Annotated in this window: 22 protein-coding genes; 12 read left to right on the forward strand and 10 right to left on the reverse strand. The window is 74.5% G+C overall.

What is annotated here, in order from left to right:
• Positions 1-73: 73 nt before the first annotated feature.
• Positions 74-829, forward strand: a complete 756-nt coding sequence (locus ACZ58X_RS05390; RefSeq protein WP_470332371.1) for a GNAT family N-acetyltransferase — start codon at positions 74-76, stop codon at positions 827-829.
• A 64-nt stretch (positions 830-893) separates the two neighbouring features.
• Here ACZ58X_RS05390 and ACZ58X_RS05395 read toward each other — a convergent pair whose 3' ends face one another.
• A complete protein-coding gene (locus ACZ58X_RS05395) occupies positions 894-1,751 on the reverse strand; it encodes an EamA family transporter (RefSeq protein WP_470332372.1) in 858 nt (285 codons plus the stop codon).
• A 74-nt stretch (positions 1,752-1,825) separates the two neighbouring features.
• Here ACZ58X_RS05395 and ACZ58X_RS05400 point away from each other — a divergent pair, with 74 nt between their 5' ends.
• The gene (locus ACZ58X_RS05400) at positions 1,826-2,698 is read left to right on the forward strand and encodes a MurR/RpiR family transcriptional regulator (protein ID WP_470332373.1); all 873 of its coding nucleotides are present in this window, start codon (positions 1,826-1,828) and stop codon (positions 2,696-2,698) included.
• Between the two features lie 81 nt (positions 2,699-2,779).
• Here the strand turns inward: ACZ58X_RS05400 and ACZ58X_RS05405 are convergent, their stop codons facing one another.
• The gene (locus ACZ58X_RS05405; RefSeq protein ID WP_470332374.1) at positions 2,780-3,733 is read right to left on the reverse strand and encodes a DUF4436 family protein; all 954 of its coding nucleotides are present in this window, start codon (positions 3,731-3,733) and stop codon (positions 2,780-2,782) included.
• 146 nt (positions 3,734-3,879) lie between these two features.
• Between ACZ58X_RS05405 and ACZ58X_RS05410 the strand changes: the two genes are divergently transcribed.
• Positions 3,880-4,965, forward strand: coding sequence for a LacI family DNA-binding transcriptional regulator (locus ACZ58X_RS05410; protein ID WP_470332375.1), 1,086 nt, complete (start codon positions 3,880-3,882; stop codon positions 4,963-4,965).
• On the opposite strand, the gene ACZ58X_RS05415 is transcribed toward ACZ58X_RS05410, so the two are convergent.
• From ACZ58X_RS05415 to ACZ58X_RS05425, 3 genes are all read right to left on the reverse strand, one after another.
• Positions 4,958-5,995 carry a sphingomyelin phosphodiesterase gene (locus tag ACZ58X_RS05415; RefSeq protein WP_470332376.1) on the reverse strand — a complete coding sequence of 346 codons (1,038 nt, stop codon included), beginning with the start codon at positions 5,993-5,995 and terminating at the stop codon, positions 4,958-4,960. The two genes, ACZ58X_RS05410 and ACZ58X_RS05415, sit on opposite strands and share 8 nt — an antisense overlap.
• Before the next feature lie 230 nt (positions 5,996-6,225).
• On the reverse strand, positions 6,226-6,744 hold the full coding sequence (locus tag ACZ58X_RS05420; protein ID WP_470332377.1) for a GNAT family N-acetyltransferase: 519 nt from the start codon (positions 6,742-6,744) through the stop codon (positions 6,226-6,228).
• Between the two features lie 169 nt (positions 6,745-6,913).
• Positions 6,914-7,399, reverse strand: coding sequence for a molybdopterin-dependent oxidoreductase (locus ACZ58X_RS05425; RefSeq protein ID WP_470332378.1), 486 nt, complete (start codon positions 7,397-7,399; stop codon positions 6,914-6,916).
• 393 nt (positions 7,400-7,792) lie between these two features.
• On the opposite strand from ACZ58X_RS05425, the gene ACZ58X_RS05430 reads away from it, so the two are divergent.
• The 3 genes from ACZ58X_RS05430 (at position 7,793) to ACZ58X_RS05440 (ending at position 11,108) form a co-directional block, all read left to right on the forward strand.
• Positions 7,793-9,292, forward strand: a complete 1,500-nt coding sequence (locus ACZ58X_RS05430) for a PucR family transcriptional regulator (protein WP_470332379.1) — start codon at positions 7,793-7,795, stop codon at positions 9,290-9,292.
• Positions 9,293-9,429: 137 nt separating this feature from the next.
• Positions 9,430-9,801, forward strand: a complete 372-nt coding sequence (locus ACZ58X_RS05435) for a YciI family protein (RefSeq protein ID WP_470332380.1) — start codon at positions 9,430-9,432, stop codon at positions 9,799-9,801.
• Positions 9,802-9,863: 62 nt separating this feature from the next.
• Complete coding sequence (locus ACZ58X_RS05440; protein WP_470332381.1) at positions 9,864-11,108, forward strand: RNA polymerase sigma factor; 1,245 nt, start codon at positions 9,864-9,866, stop codon at positions 11,106-11,108.
• On the opposite strand, the gene ACZ58X_RS05445 is transcribed toward ACZ58X_RS05440, so the two are convergent.
• Complete coding sequence (locus ACZ58X_RS05445) at positions 11,105-11,572, reverse strand: MarR family winged helix-turn-helix transcriptional regulator (RefSeq protein WP_470332731.1); 468 nt, start codon at positions 11,570-11,572, stop codon at positions 11,105-11,107. The genes ACZ58X_RS05440 and ACZ58X_RS05445 overlap by 4 nt on opposite strands.
• Positions 11,573-11,684: 112 nt before the next feature.
• Between ACZ58X_RS05445 and ACZ58X_RS05450 the strand changes: the two genes are divergently transcribed.
• Entirely contained in the window at positions 11,685-12,467 is a 783-nt protein-coding gene (locus ACZ58X_RS05450) for a dioxygenase family protein (protein ID WP_470332382.1), read from the forward strand.
• 18 nt (positions 12,468-12,485) lie between these two features.
• Here ACZ58X_RS05450 and ACZ58X_RS05455 read toward each other — a convergent pair whose 3' ends face one another.
• From ACZ58X_RS05455 to ACZ58X_RS05465, 3 genes are all read right to left on the reverse strand, one after another.
• Positions 12,486-13,136, reverse strand: a complete 651-nt coding sequence (locus ACZ58X_RS05455; RefSeq protein WP_470332383.1) for an NAD(P)-dependent oxidoreductase — start codon at positions 13,134-13,136, stop codon at positions 12,486-12,488.
• Between the two features lie 241 nt (positions 13,137-13,377).
• Positions 13,378-13,764 carry a VOC family protein gene (locus ACZ58X_RS05460; RefSeq protein WP_470332384.1) on the reverse strand — a complete coding sequence of 129 codons (387 nt, stop codon included), beginning with the start codon at positions 13,762-13,764 and terminating at the stop codon, positions 13,378-13,380.
• Between the two features lie 4 nt (positions 13,765-13,768).
• Positions 13,769-14,350, reverse strand: a complete 582-nt coding sequence (locus ACZ58X_RS05465) for a GNAT family N-acetyltransferase (RefSeq protein ID WP_470332385.1) — start codon at positions 14,348-14,350, stop codon at positions 13,769-13,771.
• A 116-nt stretch (positions 14,351-14,466) separates the two neighbouring features.
• Between ACZ58X_RS05465 and ACZ58X_RS05470 the strand changes: the two genes are divergently transcribed.
• The 3 genes from ACZ58X_RS05470 to ACZ58X_RS05480 are packed head-to-tail and all read left to right on the forward strand — an operon-like array spanning position 14,467 to position 17,242.
• Positions 14,467-15,237, forward strand: coding sequence for an SDR family NAD(P)-dependent oxidoreductase (locus ACZ58X_RS05470; protein ID WP_470332386.1), 771 nt, complete (start codon positions 14,467-14,469; stop codon positions 15,235-15,237).
• A 52-nt stretch (positions 15,238-15,289) separates the two neighbouring features.
• Positions 15,290-15,655, forward strand: a complete 366-nt coding sequence (locus ACZ58X_RS05475) for a MerR family transcriptional regulator (protein ID WP_470332387.1) — start codon at positions 15,290-15,292, stop codon at positions 15,653-15,655.
• A 51-nt stretch (positions 15,656-15,706) separates the two neighbouring features.
• Complete coding sequence (locus ACZ58X_RS05480) at positions 15,707-17,242, forward strand: AMP-binding protein (protein ID WP_470332388.1); 1,536 nt, start codon at positions 15,707-15,709, stop codon at positions 17,240-17,242.
• A gap of 60 nt (positions 17,243-17,302) precedes the next feature.
• On the opposite strand, the gene ACZ58X_RS05485 is transcribed toward ACZ58X_RS05480, so the two are convergent.
• Positions 17,303-18,115, reverse strand: a complete 813-nt coding sequence (locus tag ACZ58X_RS05485; protein WP_470332389.1) for a helix-turn-helix transcriptional regulator — start codon at positions 18,113-18,115, stop codon at positions 17,303-17,305.
• A 160-nt stretch (positions 18,116-18,275) separates the two neighbouring features.
• On the opposite strand from ACZ58X_RS05485, the gene ACZ58X_RS05490 reads away from it, so the two are divergent.
• Both ACZ58X_RS05490 and ACZ58X_RS05495 read left to right on the forward strand, forming a co-directional pair.
• Entirely contained in the window at positions 18,276-19,106 is an 831-nt protein-coding gene (locus ACZ58X_RS05490) for a TIGR03084 family metal-binding protein (RefSeq protein ID WP_470332390.1), read from the forward strand.
• Positions 19,107-19,171: 65 nt separating this feature from the next.
• Positions 19,172-19,729 (forward strand): Uma2 family endonuclease, encoded by a 558-nt coding sequence (locus ACZ58X_RS05495; protein WP_470332391.1) that lies wholly within the window; start codon positions 19,172-19,174, stop codon positions 19,727-19,729.
• Positions 19,730-19,741 lie beyond the last annotated feature (12 nt).

A 19,741-nucleotide genomic window follows, 5' to 3' on the forward strand; every position in this document is an offset into this window, starting at 1 on the left:
CCGGTTCTGGTGAGCATGGGCCGCCGACGAACGATCTCGTGACGCTCGTGACTCTCGTGAATGGGGTGGGGCCATGCCCGATGCGGACTGGGTGATCAGGCACGACGGCGCCGGAACGCCGGTGCTGCGGTACCAGCAGGGCGAACGGGAGGGACGCCCCTGGGCCGACCTGCTGGAGGTGCTGGACGACTCGGCGGACGCCGTGGCGTACATCCGCGCCGAACTGGCGGGCTGGGTCGTCTCCGGCAGCCCCGAGCTCGGGCAGCGGCTGCTCGCGCAGGGGGCGACGGCCCTGCGCCACGCCCACACCCTCCGACGGGACCTGCGCGCCGATCCCCCGCCCGCCGACTGGGCCGGGGCGCCGCTGCGCGAGGGGCTGCGGGCGGTGCCCTGCGACCGCGCGCCCGAGGAGCTGCTGGAGCCGTGGCGGGCCGCCTTCGACCCGGCGCACGTGGACCACTTCCCCGGGGACGACGCCCGGGCCCTGGCCGAGCGGATCGGCCCGCTGCTGGCCGGGAAGGCCATCGGCCCGGTGCTGCCGTCCAGCCTGCTCGCCGTGGACGCCGAGGACCGGGTGGTCGGCGCCGCCGTGCTGACCGACCGTGACGGCCTGCCCTGGGTCGCGGAGGTCTTCCGCCACCCGCGGCGCGGCTACCGCGGCCTCGGCGCCGACCTGCTCCGCCGGGCGGTCGCGGACGCCGCCGGGCGCGGGCTGGCCGACGTGCACCTGGTGGTCTCCGAGGGCAACCCGGCCCGCCGGGTCTACGAGGCCCTGGGCTTCGAGCTGCGGGAGACCTCGCTGACCGTGATCGTGCCGGACGCCGCCTGAGTCCTCCGCCCCGGGGCTCAGCGGCTCCGGACCTCAGGACCTCAGGGGCCCCGGGCGCCGGTGCTCAGGGCCGGGCGAGCTCCAGGACGGCGATCCCGCCGAGGACGGTGAACGCGGCGGTCAGCCGCAGCCGTCCGAGGCGCTCGCGGAACACCACGGTGGCGATCAGCGCGGCGATCACAATGCTGGTCTCGCGCAGCGCCGCGATCGTCGCCAGGTTGCCCCGGGACTGCGCCCAGACCACCAGGCCGTACGCCGTCAGCGAGAGCACCCCGCCGAGGACCCCGACCGGCAGCACCCCGCGCATCCCGGTGAACAGGGTGCTGCCGCGCCGGGCCCAGGCCACCGCGACGAGCGCCGGCCCCTGGAGCAGGAACAGCCAGGCCACATACCCGCCGACGGTCCCCGCGTGCCGGACGCCGCTGCCGTCCAGCACCGTGTACCCGGCGATCATCGCCCCGGTGCCGGCGGCGGCCGCGAGAGCGGGCAGCTGCGCCCGCCCGGGTATGCCCTGGGCGAAGGCCAGCCCGATCAGCCCGCAGGAGATCACCGCCACTCCCGCCAGCTCGCCCACCCCCAGGTGCTGGCCGAGCACCGTGACCGACAGCAGGGCGACCAGCAGCGGCGCCGAACCGCGGGCGATCGGGTACATCTGCCCGAAGTCGCCCAACTGGTAGGCCCGCAGCAGCAGGACCGTCGAGACCGTCTGGACCACCGTGGAGGCCAGCAGGTACGGCCAGGCGGCGGCCGCCGGCAGCGGGCTGACCGCGACCAGCACCACCGCGCAGGCGGTGTACGTCAGGTTGATCAGCGCGAAGCCGGCCATCTTGTCCGGGATCCGGTGCGCCAGCCCGTTCCACACGGCGTGCAGCACGGCGGCCGTGAGCACGGTCAGCGGCACGGCCGATCCGAATTCCGACATGGCGAAGCTCCCCTCCCGTCAGCCTGCCGGATTTCCGACGGGCCTGGAACTGAATTCCACGCTACCCTAGAAGCATGGAAGAACGTTCCGAATTTTTCACGCCCCTGGAATCCCAGCTGGCCGCGCAGATCCGGGCCAGGCTGGGCGAGCTGCGCGGCACCGAGGCGAGGGTGGCCCAGGTGGTGCTGGACCGGGGCGCCGAGCTGGTGCACCTGAGCGTCAGCGACGTGGCGGCGCTGGCCGGGACGGCGCCCTCCTCGGTGGTCCGGGCCTGCCAGCGGCTCGGCTTCCGCGGCTTCCAGGAGTTGAAGATCGCCGCCGCCCTGCACGCCCCGACCGCCCCCGCCGCGGAACCGGCCGCGGACACCGCCGACCCCGCCGCCCGGGCCCTCGCCGACACCCTGCGCGCCGCCCGGGCGGCCCTGGAAGGCGTCACCGCCACGCTCGGCCCGGATGACCTGCGGGCCGCCGCCGACCTGCTGGACGACGCCCCCCGGGTGCTGGTGATCGGCACCGGGCTGTCCGGCGCCGTGGCCCTGGACATCGCCTACCGGCTGCGGGCGCTCGGCCTGGTGGTGGACGCCCCGGCCGACTCGATGACCGCCCAGCTGGTCGCCGCCGGACTGCCACCGGGCGCCGTCTGCCTGGCCGTCAGCCACACCGGCGCCACCCACAGCGTGGTGGCCGCCGCCCGGGCCGCCCGGGCGTCCGGGGCCGAGGTACTGGCGCTCACCAGCTACGCCCGCTCGCCGCTCACCGAGACGGCGACCCGCGTCCTGGTCGCGGGCGGACAGGACCTGGTCTTCGGCCTGGAGACCACGGCCAGCCGACTGGCCCACCTGGCCGCCGTGGACGCGCTCGCCCAGACCCTGCTGGCGCTGCGCGGGCCGCGCGCGGAGCAGACCCTGCGGCTCGCCGCCGACGTCTGCGCGGACTACGTGTACTGAGCCGGGCCCCTGCTCGCCGGGCCCTGCACGACCCGGCGGGGCGCTACGTGACCCGGCGGGCCCCGCGTGCCCCGGAGGGCGCTACGTGACCGGCCGGTGGGCGCCCTCGATCCGGGCGCCGCGCACCACGACCATGGTCAGGCCCACCGCCACCAGCAGCTCCGCCCAGAAGAACGCCGCGTAGTCCAGCAGCGAGCCGATCGGCGGGCTGCCGGGCGCGGCGTTGCGCATGCCGACCAGGGCGAACAGGGTGGCCGCCATCCAGCTCAGGGCCGGCCAGACGATCCCGCGCCGCTGCCGGACGATCAGCCAGGCCGCCACCAGGACGGACAGTGCCAGCGCCCACATCGCCGCCATCATGAACCAGGCCAGGATGTAGGTGCTGCGCGAGCGGCTGATCCGCTCGGTGACGGCGATGCCGAGGCCGTCGGTGTCCCGCTCCCCCTGGGTGAAGGCGAAGAACGGGTCGGCCTCCTGGATCCCGATCGTCACCGGGACGGGCCGCCCTCCGACGGTGGCCCGAAAGCCGACCTGCGCGCGGTAGCCGTCGAAGGGGTAGTCGGTGACCCGTCCCTCCAACAGGCCGAACGACACCGGGTTGGAGGGGATCGGCTGGCCGGCCGGGTACCTGAGCACGGTCTGCTCCAGCGAGGTGGTCTCCAGCGTCACGTCCTGCGCCGGGATCTGCTGGATACCGGACGTCCCCAGGGCGCCGTGCGGCACCACCAGGATCTTGGCGGCGACCGTCTGGGCGGCCGCGTCGACCCGCTGGAGCACCACATCGACCTCCAGGAAGTCCGCCGGGTGGTCGACGCCCACCTCCTGGGCCCGACCCCGGGTGGAGCGCTCGTCGGAGTAGAGCAGCAGGCCGGCGGCCACGAACAGCACGATCGTCACCAGCACGGCGTACGCCCGCCAGGGTCGGACCTTCGGACGGGTGGCGCTCGTGGCGCGCACCCGGGCGTCGATGCGCACCTTGGGCCGGGCGGTCGGACGCAGGGGCCGGACGGCCCGGCGGTGCGGCGGCGTGCTCATCGACCTGCTCCCACGGTCGGCGGCGGCGGCACCTGCTGCCGCCCGTCCCGCCAGCGTCGGCACGCTACCACCGGGGCGGGCCGATCGGGGCTTCCCCCGGACGCGGAAAACACGCTGGTCGGAGGCGCTGTGTAGGCTCATCGGTCATGGCGAGGGTGACACGGGACGATGTGGCGCGGGTGGCGGGGACGTCCACAGCGGTCGTGAGTTATGTGATCAACGACGGGCCGAGGCCGGTGGCGCCGGCCACCCGGGCCCGGGTGCTCGCGGCGGTGGAGGAGCTCGGCTACCGGCCCAACCGGGTCGCCCAGGCGATGGCCCGGCGCCGGACCGACCTGCTCGGGATGGTCGTGCCGGACGCCCGCCAGCCCTTCTTCGCCGGGCTCGCCCACGCCGTGGAGCAGGCCGCCACCGAACACGGCCGACTGCTGCTGATCGGCAACTCCGACTACGCCGACGAGCGCGAGGCGCACTACATCCGGGCCTTCCTGGGGATGCAGGTGGACGGGCTGATCCTGGTCACCCAGGACCCGGCCGCCCCCGGGCTGACCGGCTTCGACTCGGCCGACGGCACCCCGGTAGTGCTGCTGCACCACCGCACCGAGAGCGTCGACGGCGTGGCCGTGGTGGCGGACGACGAGGGCGGCGCCCGCGAGGTGGTCCGCCACCTGCTCGGCCACGGCCACCGCGAGGTGCACTGCTTCGGCGGCACCCTGGCGCTCAGCCCGCTCGACCCGGTCACCGGGCGGACGGCCGGCTGGGCCGAGGCCCTGGCCGAGGCCGGGCTGTCCACCGACGGCCGGCTCACCCCGGCGCCCTTCGACCGGGTCCGGGCGCACGCCGAGGCGCTCACCCTGCTGAGCCGGCCCGACCGGCCGTCCGCCGTGTTCTGCGCGACGGACGACCAGGCGATCGGTCTGCTGCGGGCCGCCGACGACCTGGGCATCCGGGTGCCCGAGGAGCTCGCGGTGGCCGGGTTCGACGACATCGCCGAGGCGGTGATCGCCGGACCGGCGCTGACCACCGTCACCACCGCGCAGGACGAGATGGCCCGGGCCGCGGTGGACCTGGTGCTCGGCGGGGCGGAGCGCCGCGCCGCCGGGGCCCGGACCTTCCCGGCCCGGCTGGTGGTGCGGCGCTCCTGCGGCTGCCCGGCCGGCTCCCCGACCGGGACACCGACCGCCGGCCCGGCCGACACCCCTGGCAACGGCCCTGGGCAGTGGGTCAGTTGAGCTGGAAGGTGGCCTCGACCGGGTAGTGGTCGCTGGGCGCGTCGGTGTCCGGCTGCCCCGGCACCCAGCCGGCCTGCGGGTCGAAGTCGACCTTCACGTCGGACATCGAGCTCGGCACCGGGCGGCCCGGGGCGTTGAGGTAGCCGATGTAGTCCAGGTCGTCCCGGTAGTCGGTCGGGAAGGTCTCCACGCCCGCCATGTACTGGCACCAGGCGGAGACCGGGCAGTCCATGGTGGTGCGGGCCTGGTTCGGGTCGGTGGCCGGGGTGCCGAGCACGCCGTTCACCGCGTTCTGGGCGTTGGCGTAGTCGCCGCGGGCCTGGCCGTGGAAGTACTCGACGTTGAGGTCGCCGCCGATCAGCACCGGCGCGCCGCTGCCCACGATGCCGTCGACCCAGGCGCGGATCTCGGCGAGCTGGCCGAGCCGGGTGGACTGGGTGGTGTCGGTGGAGGTGTCGGCCTCGTCCGCCTGGAGGTGGGTGCCGACCACCCACGCGGTGCTGCCGTTCTTCTTCACCTGCACCAGCGCCGCGCCCTTGTTGGCGTGGTAGTCCCAGGTGCCGTAGGTGGAGTTGCCGAACACGTGGGCGTACTGGGCGGTGATCGGGTACTTGGAGAGGATCATCGTGCCGCCGTTGATGACGAACCACGAGCTGGAGCAGTTGCCGCTGACGCCCGTCCAGCCGCCGCCGGAGCAGGTCCCGCCGACCACCGGGGTGCGGTACGGGTAGAGGTCGGCGAGCTTGGCGTTGATGTCGGCGGTCGAGCTGTTGTTGAACTGCTCGTCCAGGACGACCACGTCGGCGTTGTGCTGCCGGACGATCTGCTCGATCACCGGGGTGCGGCGGGCGGCCTGCTCGTTCTGGGTGCTGTCGACGATCGCGGTGCCGAGGTCGACGTTGAAGGCGAGGACGGACAGCGTGGTGGGGCTCGCCGCGGTGGTCGCGGAGGCGCTCGGGGCGGTGCCGCCGAGCAGCAGTGCGGCGGCGGCCGCCGAGGTGAGGGCGGTGGCCGTGCGACGCGAGAGCATGGGCGTTCTCCTGGGGTCCGTCAACCGGTGGGGTCCGGACGGGCCGGGGTGACCGGCCGCCGGTGATTGGCGGGGGAACGCTAGCTACTGATCGGTACGTCGGGAAGAACGCCAGGCGATCAGTTGCGATCGCTCCTGTGGCGGCGAGGTGTCTGTACAGCTCAGGGCGGTCGGCTGACAAGATGTCTGTACACCCTGGCATCCGCCGCCGGGCGGCCGGTGAACGGCCGTCAGCCGTCCGACAGTTCGTCCGCGAGCAGGTCCATCAGCAGGTTGTCGTGCCAGGTGCCGTCCGAGCCGCGCTCGTACTGGCGCATGGTGCCGACCGGGCGGAAGCCGACCTTGGCGTAGCAGCGGATGGCGGCCAGGTTGTCTGCGGCCGGGTCGATCACCAGCCGGTGGTAGTGGTGGTCCTGCACCAGGTGCCGGGCCATGGTGCGCACGGCGTCCGTCCCCAGGCCCAGGCCGTGCACCGAGGGGTCGAGGAAGATGTCCATCCCGGCGTGCCGGTACTCGTCGTCGTTCTCGGCGTACCACTGCACGGCGCCCACCACCCGGCCGCCCACGTCGATCGCGAAGGTCTCGGTCTCGGGCGCCTCCAAGTCCCGTGCGACCTCGTCGACCAGGTCGTCACCGCCCCGCCAGCGGGCGAACACCTCGGGCGTGCTGCGGATCGCCACCAGCGCCGGGATGTCGTCGGCGGTGGCCGGGCGGAGGGTGACCAGGGTGCCGTGCAGAATCGTCCCCATATGGGGCATGTTGGCACGGAAAGCCGCCCCTGGCCAGCGGTTTTCCAGGGGCCTCGCCCGGCACCTCGACCGGGGCCGGGCCGGGCTGTGGGCCGGTCCGCGGGCCGGGCTGCGGGCCGGTCCGCGGGCCGGTCCGCGGGCGGGTTGCGACGGCGGCAGGCCGGGGCGGTCAGTCCGCGGCGGGCCGCTCCTGGTCGCCGAGCGGGCCCAGCCAGACGGCGGTGACGGCGCTGACGTAGCGGGCCCCGCAGTGGTCGTCCGGGACGACCAGCTGCGGGCCGTCCGCGTCCAGCGGGGCGCCGTCCATGCTGGTGGCGAGCAGGATCCGGCGGCCGCCGAAGTCCGGGTCGATCTCGGCCCAGGAGACCACCGCCCGGTGGCCGTCCGCGCCGACCACGTTGAGCAGGAAGCGCAGCCGCTGCTTGCGGCCGGAGAAGTCGATCCGGGGCCGGGCGGCGAGCAGGACGTCCAGCAGGGCCGGGCCCTCGTAGCCGTGCCGCTGCTCGCCCTCGGCCAGGCAGTCGAAGCTGACCTCGACCCGGTGCGCGGGGAGGGTGCGCAGTTGCTCGACGGTCAGCTCGACCGGCTCGTCGAGGTGGCCGTGCAGCCGGACGGTGGGTGGTGCCGGGGTCACGCCGGGGCCGGCCTGGGTCATGGCGCTCCTTCCTCCCGGGCCGCGCCACTGCGGCCCGGGAGGAGGACTACCCGAGGGGCAGCTCCGACATTCGCGATTGCGGTGCTGAATGCCCTCATTCAGCGGCAGCTGAGATGACTTGGCGGCGGTTCAGCTCGCAGGTGCGAGACCGGTCGCGGTGCACGCCGGAGGAGAAGGCCCGGTGCGCCCCGCACACCGATTGAAGCAACCCGGCAATCGGGCGGACCACTGGTTCCGCACACCGGTCACGGGGGCCTCCACTGGATGATCCGACAAGAAGATTCACGGTGGTTCTGCTGGCATTTACGATGCCCATGCGTCGACAGCCCTCTCATCTGCGAGAGGAAGCGACGCGGCGCACCAGAGCGACACCCGGGCGAGAGCGAGCGAAAGATGATCGTCGGCGACCTGCTGCACCTCTACGACCTGTCCATCCGACTGGCCTGGGGCACCCCCGACCTGCTCGACCGCCCGGTCACCGGCGTCAGCTCCACCGACCTCCAGGACCCGGCCCGCTACCTCCAGCCCGGCGAACTCGTGCTCACCGGCCTGGTCTGGTGGCAGCCCGCCGACGCCTCCGGCGCGCTGCGCTTCGCCACCGCGCTGCGCAGCGCCGGCGTGGCCGCCCTGCTGGCCGGCGAGGGCACCCACGGCAGCATCCCGGACGGCCTGGCCGAGGCCTGCCGCACCCATGCCATCCCGCTGCTCGCGGTGCCCGCCGGCGTGAGCTTCCGGGCCGTCACCGACCGGGTCTACCTGCGGCTCTGGGGCGACCTGCGGGCCGGGGCGCAGGACACCGCGGCGATCCCGGAGACCGTCCGGAGCGAACTGCTCGACCTGGTCCGCACCGAGGCCGCGCCCGGGCAGGTGCTGGCCCACGCGGTCGGCCGGCTCGGGCTGCCCGAGTGCTCGATCACCACCGCCGGCGGCCGCCCGGTGGCCGGGCCGCCCCAGCCCGCACCGGCCACCGGTCGCGGCGGGCCCGGGCTGCCGGTCGGCCCGCAGGACGGCTCCCCCTTCGACGGCTGGCGGCTGCGCGCCCACCCGCACACCCCCGCCGTGGAACCGGCGCTCCAGGGCCTCGCCGAACTGCTCGCCCCGCTCGCCGCCCGCGCCCGGGCCGCGGCGGGCACCCGGCGGCGGGCCGCCGGACGGCTGCTGGAGGCGCTGGCCGACGACGCCGGCCTCGCCGAACCGCTCGCCGCCTGCGGGCTGGCCGAGAGCGGCCCGCTGGTGGCGGTCAGCGCGCGGATCGAGCCCGGCCGGGCCGGCGACGAGGCCCCGGCCGACTGGGCGGCGCACGCGCTGGCCGAGGCGCTGCACCCGCTGGACGCCCCGTACGCGGCGGGCACCGACCGCACCGGGCTCACCTCGGCGCTGGTGGCCGCACCCGCCGAGCGGGTCGCCGAACGGCTGCGCCGGGCCCGGCCCGCCCTCCAGGCCCGGCTGACCGGCCGGCGCACCCTGCGGATCGGCGTCGGCCCGGCCGCCCCGGCCACCCCCCAGGCGCTGCGGGCGGCCCTGGTGCAGGCCCGGTACGTCCTGGCGGGCGCCGCCGGCCCGATCGGCAGCACCGCCGAACTGGACTCCCTGGACGGGCTGTTGCGGGGCATCCCGCCCGAGGTGACGACCGCCTTCCACGCCCGGCTGCTGGCCCCGCTGACCGCCCACGACGCCGAGAACGGCGTCTCGCTGCTCGGCACCCTGGCGGTGTTCCTGGACCACGACGGCTCCTGGGCGCGGACGGCCGAGCAGCTCCACATCCACGTCAACACCGTCCACTACCGGATCCGCCGGATCGAGGAGCTGACCGGCCGCAACCTCGCCCGGCTCCGCGACCGGACCGACCTGCGGGCGGCACTGCTGTGCGCACCGGGGGCGGCGGGGCACTGAGACCGGCGGACCGCACCCGGGGAACCGGCGGAAAACTCTTCGAAGTTCTTCCCGACGGATGTCGATCCGGCGCCGGCCCGATCGACGCAGGGGTGAGCGGCGGGGAACGGCCCCGCCCGCACGACCGAGGAGTCACCATGCCGCGCTACCTGACGCTGGTCCGGATCGACGAGAACGCCCGGGGCGGCTGGGACCCCGACCCGGGGTTCGAGCAGCGGATGGGGGCGCTGTTCGAGGAGATCACCAGGGCCGGGGTGATGCTGGAGACCGCCGGGCTGACCCCGACCGACCAGGGCACCCGGGTGAGCTGGACCGACGGGAGGATCGGCTACACCGACGGGCCGTTCACCGAGACCAAGGAGGTCGTCGGCGGCTACGCGATCCTGCAGTGCAAGGACAAGGCGGAGGCGCTGGAGTGGACCCGCCGCTTCCTGCAGACCCACCCGGCGCACTGGCAGGTCGAGGCGGAGGTCCGGCAGATCGAGGAGATGCCGCAGCCCCCGCGGTAAGGGCCTCGGCGGGTGAGGATCGTGGCGTTCGTTGCCTCCCGCCGCGTCGGCTGCTCTGATGGGTGGCCGTGACGGAGAGGGAGGCGACGGCGGTCGTCGAGGCGGCGTTCCGGATCGAGTCCGCGCGGATCATCGCCGCGGCCGCGCGGATCGTCCGGGATGTCGGCCTGGCCGAGGAGTTGGCGCAGGACGCGCTGGTGGCCGCGCTGGAGCAGTGGCCGCGCGACGGCGTGCCGGACAACCCGGGCGCCTGGCTGACGGCCACCGCCAAGCGGCGGGCGGTCGACCTGGTGCGCCGCCGGGAGGTCTACGCCCGCAAGCTCGCCGAGGTGGGGCGGTCGTCGGAGGACGTGTCGGAGCCGGTGGAGCCGTCCGGCCCGGACGACATCGACGACGACCTGCTGCGGCTGATCTTCACCGCCTGCCACCCGGTGCTGTCGGCGCAGGCGCGGATCGCGCTCACCCTGCGGCTGCTGGGCGGGCTGACCACCCCGGAGATCGCCCGCGCCTTCCTGGTGCCGGAGGCGACGGTGGCCCAGCGGATCGTCCGGGCGAAGCGGACGCTGGCGAAGGCGGGCGTGCCGTTCGAGGTGCCGTACGGCGAGGACCGGGCGCAGCGGCTGTCCTCGGTGCTGGAGGTCGTCTACCTGATCTTCAACGAGGGCTACTCGGCCACCGCCGGGGACGACCTGCTGCGCCCGCAGCTGTGCGAGGACGCCCTGCGGCTGGCCCGGGTGCTGGCCGCGCTGGTGCCCGGGGAGCCGGAGGCGCACGGGCTGGCCGCGCTGCTGGAGTTCCAGGCCTCCCGGACGGCCGCCCGCACCGGGCCGGACGGGCGGCCGGTGCTGCTGGCCGAGCAGAACCGGGCGCGCTGGGACGGGCTGCTGATCCGGCGCGGCTTCGAGGCGTTCGGGCGGGCGGGCGGCGGGCCGTACTCGGTGCAGGCCGCGATCGCCGCCTGCCACGCCAGGGCGCGGCGGTACGAGGACACCGACTGGGCGACGATCGCCGCGCTGTACGAGCGGCTGCTGGTGCTGACGCCCTCGCCGGTGGTGGCGCTGAACCGGGCGGTGGCCGTCTCGATGGCCCGGGGCCCGGCCGCCGCCCTGGAGTTGGTGGACGCGCTGGCGGCGGAGCCGGCACTGCGCGACTACCACCTGCTGCCGAGCGTGCGGGGCGACCTGCTGGCCCGGCTGGGGCGGAAGGCCGAGGCCCGGGCGGAGTTCGGGCGGGCGGCGGGGCTGGCCCGCAACGAGCGGGAGCGGGAGCTGCTGCGGGAGCGGGCGGCCGCACTCGGGGGTGGCTAGGGGGTGTCGTCCTGGCGCAGGCGGGCACTGACCGCGCCCAGGCCCTCGGCGAGGACGGCGAGCTGCTCGCGGGTGAGCACGTCGATCAGCAGCTCGCGCACCAGGGCGACGTGGCCGGGGGCGGCCTGGCGGAGCGTCTCCCGCCCCTGGTCGGTGAGTTCGGCGATGACGCCGCGCACGTCGCTGGGGCAGGAGCGGCGGCCGACCAGGCCCATCCGCTCCAGCTGGGTGACCTGGTAGGTCAGGCCGCTCTTGGAGGTGACCAGCTTGTCGGCGAGTTCGGTCATCCGCAGCGCGTCGCCGGGGGCGGCGGACAGGTGCACCAGGATCTCGTACTGCTGGTGTGAGAGGCCGGAGTCGTCCTTGAGCTGGCGCTCCAGCCGCCGGTTGAGCAGGTTGCTCGCGACGACGAAGCCCCGCCAGGCGGCCATCTCGTCCTGGTCGAGCCAGCGGGGTTCGTTCAGTGAGGACATGGGCTGAAGCCTACTCCTGTTGTTCAAATTCGAACGAAGGTGTACCGTCCCGGAGTAGAGGTTCAAATTTGAACTACCCACTCGTCCCCTTGAGGAGGACGCCTTGAGCACCGCGGCCCCCGAGCGCATGCCCGCCCTGTACCTCTCGCACGGCGCGCCGCCGCTCGCCGACGACCCGATCTGGCCGGGCCAGCTGGCCGCCTGGTCCGCCGACCTGCCCCGGCCCAAGGCCGTCCTGATGGTCTCCGCCCACTGGGAGGAGGCCCCGCTGGCCGTCGGCGCCGTCACCACCGTCCCGCTGGTCTACGACTTCTGGGGCTTCCCCGAGCACTACTACGCCGTCCGGTACGCCGCCCCCGGCGCGCCCGAGCTGGCCGAGCGCGTGCGCAAGCTGCTGCGCGCCCCCGGCACGCCCGTCCAGGACATCCCCGACCGCGGGCTCGACCACGGTGCGTACGTGCCGCTGGTGGAGATGTTCCCGGAGGCCGACGTCCCGGTGCTGCAGATCTCCCTGCCCACCCTGGACCCGCAGCGGCTGCTGGAGATCGGCCGCCGGCTCGCCCCGCTGCGCGACGAGGGCGTACTGATCATCGGCAGCGGCTTCTTCACCCACAACCTGCGGGCGCTCAGCAGCGACGGCCGGATCAGCTCGGTGATGGCCGAGTTCGACGACTGGGGCAGGCGCGCCCTGGACGCCCAGGACCTGGACGCACTGCTCGACTTCGCGCACAAGGCCCCGGCCGGGCGACTCGCCCACCCCCGCACCGAGCACTTCGCGCCGCTGTTCGTGACCCTCGGCGCCGGCGAGGCCGACCTCGGCAGCCAGCGCAGCGTGATCGACGGGTTCTGGATGGGGCTGGCCAAGCGGTCGATCCAGCTGGGCTGAACGGGTGAGCCCGGCCCGCTACAGCGAGCAGCAGGTGAAGCGCTCGCCGATGTGCTCGGGCTGCTCGATCTCGTCCACCAGGGCGACCGCGTAGTCCGGCACCGAGATCCGGCTGTGCCCCTCGGTGTCGGTGAGCAGCTGCTCCAGGCCCGTCCGGTAGCGGCCGCTCCGCTCCCCCGGCCCGATCTCGGCGGCCGGGCTGAGCACCGTCCAGCGGACGTCGGAGACGGTCCGGTAGTAGTCCAGCGCCTCGCCGTGGGCGTGCATGATCTGCAGGATCGGCTCCGGCAGCCCCGGGGTGTCCCAGACCCGCACGCCCGGGGCGGTCTCCAGGCTGCCCGCACCGCCCACCGCGATCAGCCGGGTCGCGGCGCCGTCGGCGAGCGCCCGCAGGCCCTCGACCAGGGAACGGGCGGCGGGCTCGATCAACGCCAGGTGGCCCGGGCCGTCGCCGCCGCCGACGGCGCTCACCAGGACGTCGCGGCCGGCCGCCACCCGGGCCACGTCGGCCGGGTCCAGCACGTCGCCGCGCTCCACCAGGGCGGCCGCGCCCCGGTAGCGGTCCGGGTCGCGGACCACGGCGGTGACCTCGTGCCCGCGGGCCGCCGCCTCCGCGACGACGGCGCTGCCGATGCTGCCGTTGGCGCCGATCACGGCGATTCTGGCCATGGGGTACCTGCCCGGTGCTCGGAGGGTGGCCTCGCTTGTCACTGGCCTCAGACAGGTCGATTATCGGACGGAACTGCGAACGGCCGCCCGCGCAGGTCCCGGGGGAACGGACCTCGGCGGGCGGCCGTGCTGCGGGGCGCGCGGTGGGACTCAGGGCCCGGGTGGGTTCAGCGGCCCCGGTGGGTTCAGGACGCGCCGGTGGGACTCAGGGGCCCCGGTGGGTTCAGCGGCCCCGGTGGGTTCAGGACGCGCCGGTGGCGATGCGCTCGGCCTGGCTGCGCTCGACGCACAGCTCGTTGCCCTCCGGGTCCGCCATGGTGACCCAGCCGGTGCCGTCCGGGCGGCGCTGGTCCGACACCACCGTGGCGCCCAGGGCGAGCAGGCGCTCGACCTCCTCGTCACGGCTGCGGTCCTGCGGCTGGAGGTCCAGGTGGACCCGGTTCTTCACCGTCTTGCCCTCGGGCACCTGGATGAACAGCAGCGAGGCACCGGCGGAGTTCACCACCGCCTCCGGGTCACCCGGGTTGTCGTCCTCGGCGACGGTGCCGTCCAGCACCTTCGCCCAGAAGTCCGCGAGGGCGAACGGGTCCGCGCAGTCGATCGTCACATGACGTACCAGAGAAGCCATGCGCTCACTCTGACCGGTGCCGTTCGGTCGTGTCCAGCCTTTTCCGGGAGTGCCGGTGACCGTCCAACGGATACGGCGGGAAGGCCGGGACGATCTCCGTGAACGCGTAGCCGCTCTTCTCCGCGACCCGGCAGGAGGCGTCGTTGTCCCCCTCGTGCAGCAGGTCGATCCGGAGCAGGCCGTCCCCGGCGAAGGCCTCGAAGGCCTCGAAGGCCCAGAGGGTGAGCGCCTCCACCGCGCGCGGGGCGACGCCCCGGCCGCGCGCCGCGGCCACCGTCCAGTAGCCGACCTCGGCCCGCTCCCCGCCCGGGGCACCGCGCTTGAGCACTACGTTGCCGACCAGCCCGCCGTCCTCGACCACGGCGAAGGCGTACCGGGTGCCGTTCGCCCGGCCCTCGCGCTGCACGGCCAGCCAGTGCGCGGCCCGCTCCGGGTCGTCCGGCCAGGTCCGGCTGAACCGGCGCAGCGTCCCGTCCCGGTAGGCCTCGATCAGGGCCGGTGCGTCGGCGTCCTCGAAGGGGCGCAGCAGCAGGCCGTCCGCCGTCGGGAAGGTGGTCAGCGCCCGGTCGGGTCGGTGGTGGCTCATGGGTGCTCTCCCCGTGGGTTCGGAACCGCGTCGCGATCTTCCTGACGGACGAACAGCCGGTGCTCGGCGGTTGCGGCTTGACCCTGACGCTGGCGGCAGGGTCGGAGACTTCCCCCATGAGCGAAGCGAACGAAGCAGCCGGAGCGGATCGGGTCGTGGTGGTCACCGGGGCCGGGACGGGGATCGGGCGGGAGACCGCGCGGGCCTTCGCGGCCGAGGGCGCCCGGGTGGTGGCGGTCGGGCGGCGCCCCGGGCCGCTGGCGGAGACGGCGGCGGCACACCCGGGCCTGATCGAGCCGCTGGTCGCGGACGTCACCGGACCGGACGCCCCGGAGACCATCGTCGGAACGGCCCTGGAGCGGTACGGGCGGCTCGACGTGCTGGTGAACAACGCCGGCATCGTGCGGAGCGGGCAGGCCCTCGGCGACTTCGACCGGCCCGGCATCGAGGCGCTGCTGGCCACCAATCTGGTCGCCCCGGTACTGCTCGGGCAGGCCGCGGTGCCCGCCCTGGCCGCCACCCGGGGCGTGGTGGTCAATGTCAGCACGGCCGTCGGGCAGCGCGGCTGGCCGACCAACTCGGTGTACGCGGCGGGCAAGGCGGCGCTGGAGACGATCACCCGCAGCTGGGCGGTGGAACTGGCTCCGCGCGGCATCCGGGTGGTCGCGGTGGCGCCCGGGGCGATCGACACCCCGATCGGCGAGCACTCCGGATTCAGCCCCGAGCAGTCGGCGGCGATCCGCGAGTGGCAGCTGGGGATCACCCCGCTGCGCCGGATCGGCCGACCGGCCGAGGTGGCCTGGGCGATCACCCGACTCGCCTCGCCGCAGGCCTCGTTCGTGACCGGCGTAGTGTTGCCCGTGGACGGGGGCGCGCTGGTGGCCTGACCGGACGGACCAGGGACGGACGCGGCGGAGCAGGGGACGGGGCGGGGCGGCGGTGCGGATCGGTGAACTGGCGCGGCGGACGGGCAGTACGGCCCGGGCGCTGCGGCACTACGAGCAGGCCGGGCTGATCGACTCCGAGCGGGCGGCCAACGGCTACCGGGAGTACCGGGATTCGGCGGTCTCACGGGTCCGCAACATCCGCGCCCTGGTCGCCGCCGGGCTCACCATGGAGGACCTCCGGCCCCTGCTCGGCTGCCTGGACGGGGACGTGCTGTCCCGGCCGCCGTCCGAGCAGGTGCTGGAGATCGTCCGGGAGCGGCTGGCCGCGCTGGAGCACCGGATCGCCGCCCAGACCGAGGCCCGGGACCGGCTGCTCGCGGCGCTGACGACGGCCGAGCGGCTGCGTTCCAACGGGTGACACCCCCGATCGGGGGTGTGCAGCGGGCGCGCGGGATAGCACAGTGGGCGCATGCAGATTCCACTCTCCGCGATGGACTTCCTCGACCGCGCCGAGCTGGTCTACGGCGACCGGGTCGGCATCGTCGACGAGCCGGCGCAACCGGCCGAATCCTGGGGCGAGCTGAGCTACCGGCGGGTCGCCGAACTCGCCCGGGCCCAGGCCGCCGGGCTGGACCGGCTCGGCGTCGGTCCAGGCGAGCGGGTCGCGATCGTCTCGCACAACTCGGCCCGGCTGCTCACCTCCTTCTTCGGGGTGAGCGGGTACGGCCGGGTACTGGTGCCGGTCAACTTCCGGCTGCGGGCCGAGGAGGTCGCGTACATCGTCGAGCAGAGCGGCGCCTCCGTGCTGCTGGTCGACCCCGAACTCGCCGACGCCCTGCACGGGGTGGTGGCCAAGCACAAGTTCGTGCTCGGCGCGGACAGTGACGCGCTGCTGTACGACTTCGACCACGCGCCCCGCCGGTACGCCATTTCCGAGAACGACACCGCGACCATCAACTACACCAGCGGAACCACCGCCCGCCCCAAGGGCGTTCAGCTCACCCACCGCAACGTGTGGCTGAACGCGACGCTGATGGGCCTGCACTACGGCGCGAACGACCGGGACGTGTACCTGCACACCCTGCCGATGTTCCACGCCAACGGCTGGGGCCTGCCGTTCTCGCTCACCGGACTCGGCGCCCGGCACATCGTGCTGCGCAAGGTGGACGGCGCCGAGATCCTGCGCCGGGTCGAGCGGCACGGGGTGACCTTCCTGTCCGGCGCGCCCGCCGTGGTGCAGATGGTGCTGGACGCGGCCGCCGACTGGGACGGCCCGGTGCCCGGCCGGGACAGGGTGCGGATGATCGTGGCCGGCGCCCCGCCGCCGACCTCCGTGGTGCAGCAGGTCGAGGAGCAGCTGGGCTGGGAGTTCATGCAGCTCTACGGCCTGACCGAGACCGCGCCGATCGTCACGGTCAACCGCTCGCGCGCCGAGTGGGACACCCTGCCGGCCGCCGAACGGGCCGAGAAGCTGGTGCAGGCCGGCGCCCCCGCGCTCGGCACCCAGCTGCGGGTCGATGCCCAGGGCGAGGTGCTGGTGCGCTCCAACACCGTGCTGGACGGGTACTGGCAGCAGCCGGAGGCGACCGCCGAGGCGCTGCGGGACGAGTGGTTCCACACCGGCGACGGCGGCACCCTCACCGACGGCCAACTGTCCATCTCGGACCGGAAGAAGGACGTCATCATCAGCGGCGGGGAGAACGTCTCCTCGATCGAGGTGGAGGACTGCCTGTACGGCCACCCGGCGGTGGCCGAGGTCGCGGTGATCGGGGTGCCGCACGAGAAGTGGGGCGAGACGGTCAAGGCCCTGGTGGTGCTCCGGGAGGACCGGGCGGCCGTCACCGAGGCGGAGCTGATCGCGCACTGCAAGCAGCGGCTGGCCGGCTACAAGTCGCCCACCTCGGTGGAGTTCCGGGCCGAGCTGCCGCGCACGGCCACCGGGAAGCTGCAGAAGTTCCGGCTGCGCGAGCCGTACTGGAGCGGGCGGGAGCGGCAGGTCAACTGACCTCCGCGCTCAACCGGCTCCTGCCCTCGGCCGGTCCCCGCTCTCGGTCGACTTCCAGCCTCAGTCGACGAGCCCCGAGGCGCGGGCCGCGAGGGCGAGTTCGGTCCGGTTGCGGACGCCGAGCTTGTGCATCGCGGACTTGAGGTAGCCGGTGACGGTGTTGCAGGTCAGGCCCAGGTGGGCGGCGATCTCCGGATTGGTCCGGCCGGTCGCCGCCCAGCGCAGCACCTCGTGCTCGCGCCGGGTCAACGGCCTTGCGGGGGGCACCGGTTCGGGCTTCGTACGGCTCCAGGCCGCCGCTCCGGCGAGTGCCCTGGCGGCCGTCGCCGCCAGCCGGCCGACGGCGGAGATCCGGACGTCACCGAAGGGGACGACGGTGCGCAGCGAGGCGTACACCACGCCGTGCACGGTGTCGCCGTCCAGCAGCGGGACGGTGAGCATCGCGTACAGGTCGTCGGCGGCCACGGCCGCGTCGTACTGGTGCGAAATGGTGGTGGCCGCACGGTAGTCGGGCACCCAGGTGGGCGCGCGCTCGGCGAGCGCCCGGCCGCCGAGGCCGAGGCCGGCCGGGACCGGCACGTCGTGCAGCAGGTCCGCCCGGGTGCCGGCCCAGTGGCGCAGCACCATGCCCTCGCTCCCGGGGCGGCTGCCGGGCAGCGGCTCGGGCACGCCGACCAGGCCGACGTCCGCGCCGCATTCGGCCACCACCCGGCGGGCGAGGTCGCCGAGCACCGCGCGGCGCACCAGCTCGGCCGCGCGGGCGGCGAGTTCGGGGTCGTCGGGGTGCTCCGGCCGGCCGGGGCACTCGGGGTGGTCGGGGTGGTCGGGGGCGCCGTCCGGCACGGCGGCGAGGGGGTCCGCAGCCCTGGTCATCGCGGAATTGTCACACGCGGTGCGACCGGAGGCGAGAGCCCTGACGTGCGTGTTCCGTGGAGTGGCGGGCGCCGGCGCCGGTCGGGGCGTAGGGTGCCGCCGCGGGGCTACCGACGAGTAGTAGACGAGTAGCAACCGCCTTGACCGGAGGGAAGAGCCGATGACCGACCCGAACACCCCGGGCGCCCCGGGCGTCCTGCACGGCCTGCTGGCCGACCTGCGGGCCGAGAGCGCCGTGCTGGACGGGCTGGTGGCCGGACTGTCGGCCGCGGACTGGGCCGCACCCACCCCGGCCGAGGGCTGGACGGTCGCGCACCAGATCGCCCACCTGGCCTGGACCGACGACTGGACGGCACTGGCCACCCGCGACCCGGCGGGCTTCACCGCCTCGCTCGGCGGCCGCTTCACCCAGTTGCTGGCCGCCGGCGCCGACCCGGTCGAGGAGGGTGCCAGGGAGGGTGCGGCCGCCGAACCCGCCGCCCTGCTCGCCCGCTGGCGGGCCGGCCGGGCGGAGGTGCAGGCCGCCCTGGCCGCCGCCCCCGCCGGTGTCCGGCTGCCCTGGTTCGGCCCGCCGATGAAGCCCGCCTCGATGGCCACCGCCCGGCTGATGGAGACCTGGGCGCACGGCCAGGACGTCGCGGACGCGCTGGGCGCGACCCGGGAACCCACCGACCGGCTGCGGCACATCGCCCACCTGGGCCTGCGCACCCTCGGCTTCGCCTTCGCGGCGCACGGCCTGCCCGCCCCGGAGCGCCCGGTGCGGCTCGAACTGACCGCGCCCGACGGGGGTTCGTGGGCCTTCGGCCCCATGGACGCGATGGACGTGGTGACCGGTCCCGCCCTGGACTTCTGCCTCCTGGTCACCCAGCGCCGCCACCGCGACGACCTCGCCCTGACCGCCACCGGCCCGATCGCCACCATCTGGCTGCCGATCGCCCAGGCCTTCGCCGGCCCTCCCGGCAAGGGGCGGCAGCCGGCCCCCGGCGCCTGAACGGCCCGGGGTGGTTTCGCGCATAGACTGCGAGGCGGCCGAACGCACCTACCGGAGGAGGCACCGTGAGCTTCTACGAGCGGCACCGCGACTTCGTCGAGGAGGTGCTGCGCACGGCCCCCGAAGGCGTCCGGGTCGAATGGTCCGGCGACACGCTGATCATGCAGGCGGCCCCGTCCAGCATCCACCAGTTGAACCTCGGACTCGTCCAGCGGCAGTTCGAACGCCGTGCTCCGGACGGCTACATGTTCAGTGGCAACAGCGCACTGACCACCCCCGACGTGTCGAAGGAGCGCACCCCCGATCTGACCTATCTTCCGATCGCCTCGCTGGCCCGCGAGGGCGATACCGCTGCCGCGGAGGAGGCCCTTGTCGCGGTCGAGGTGGTCTCGCCCTCCAACGCGGGGAACGACTGGGTGGACAAGCTCCGCGACTACGCGGTGATGCGCGTCCCGCTCTACCTGATCATCGATCCGCGGGAGGGCACGGTCACACTGTTCTCCGAACCGAACCACGACCGCTACCACGCGCGGCACGACCGGAAGTTCGGGGACAGCATCCGCATTCCCGAGCCGTTCGACTTCGACCTGGACCTGAGCGGGCTGGTGCGCTACCCGGACTGAGCACGACCGGGC

The sequence above is a fragment of the Kitasatospora sp. NPDC040550 genome (assembly GCF_055594965.1).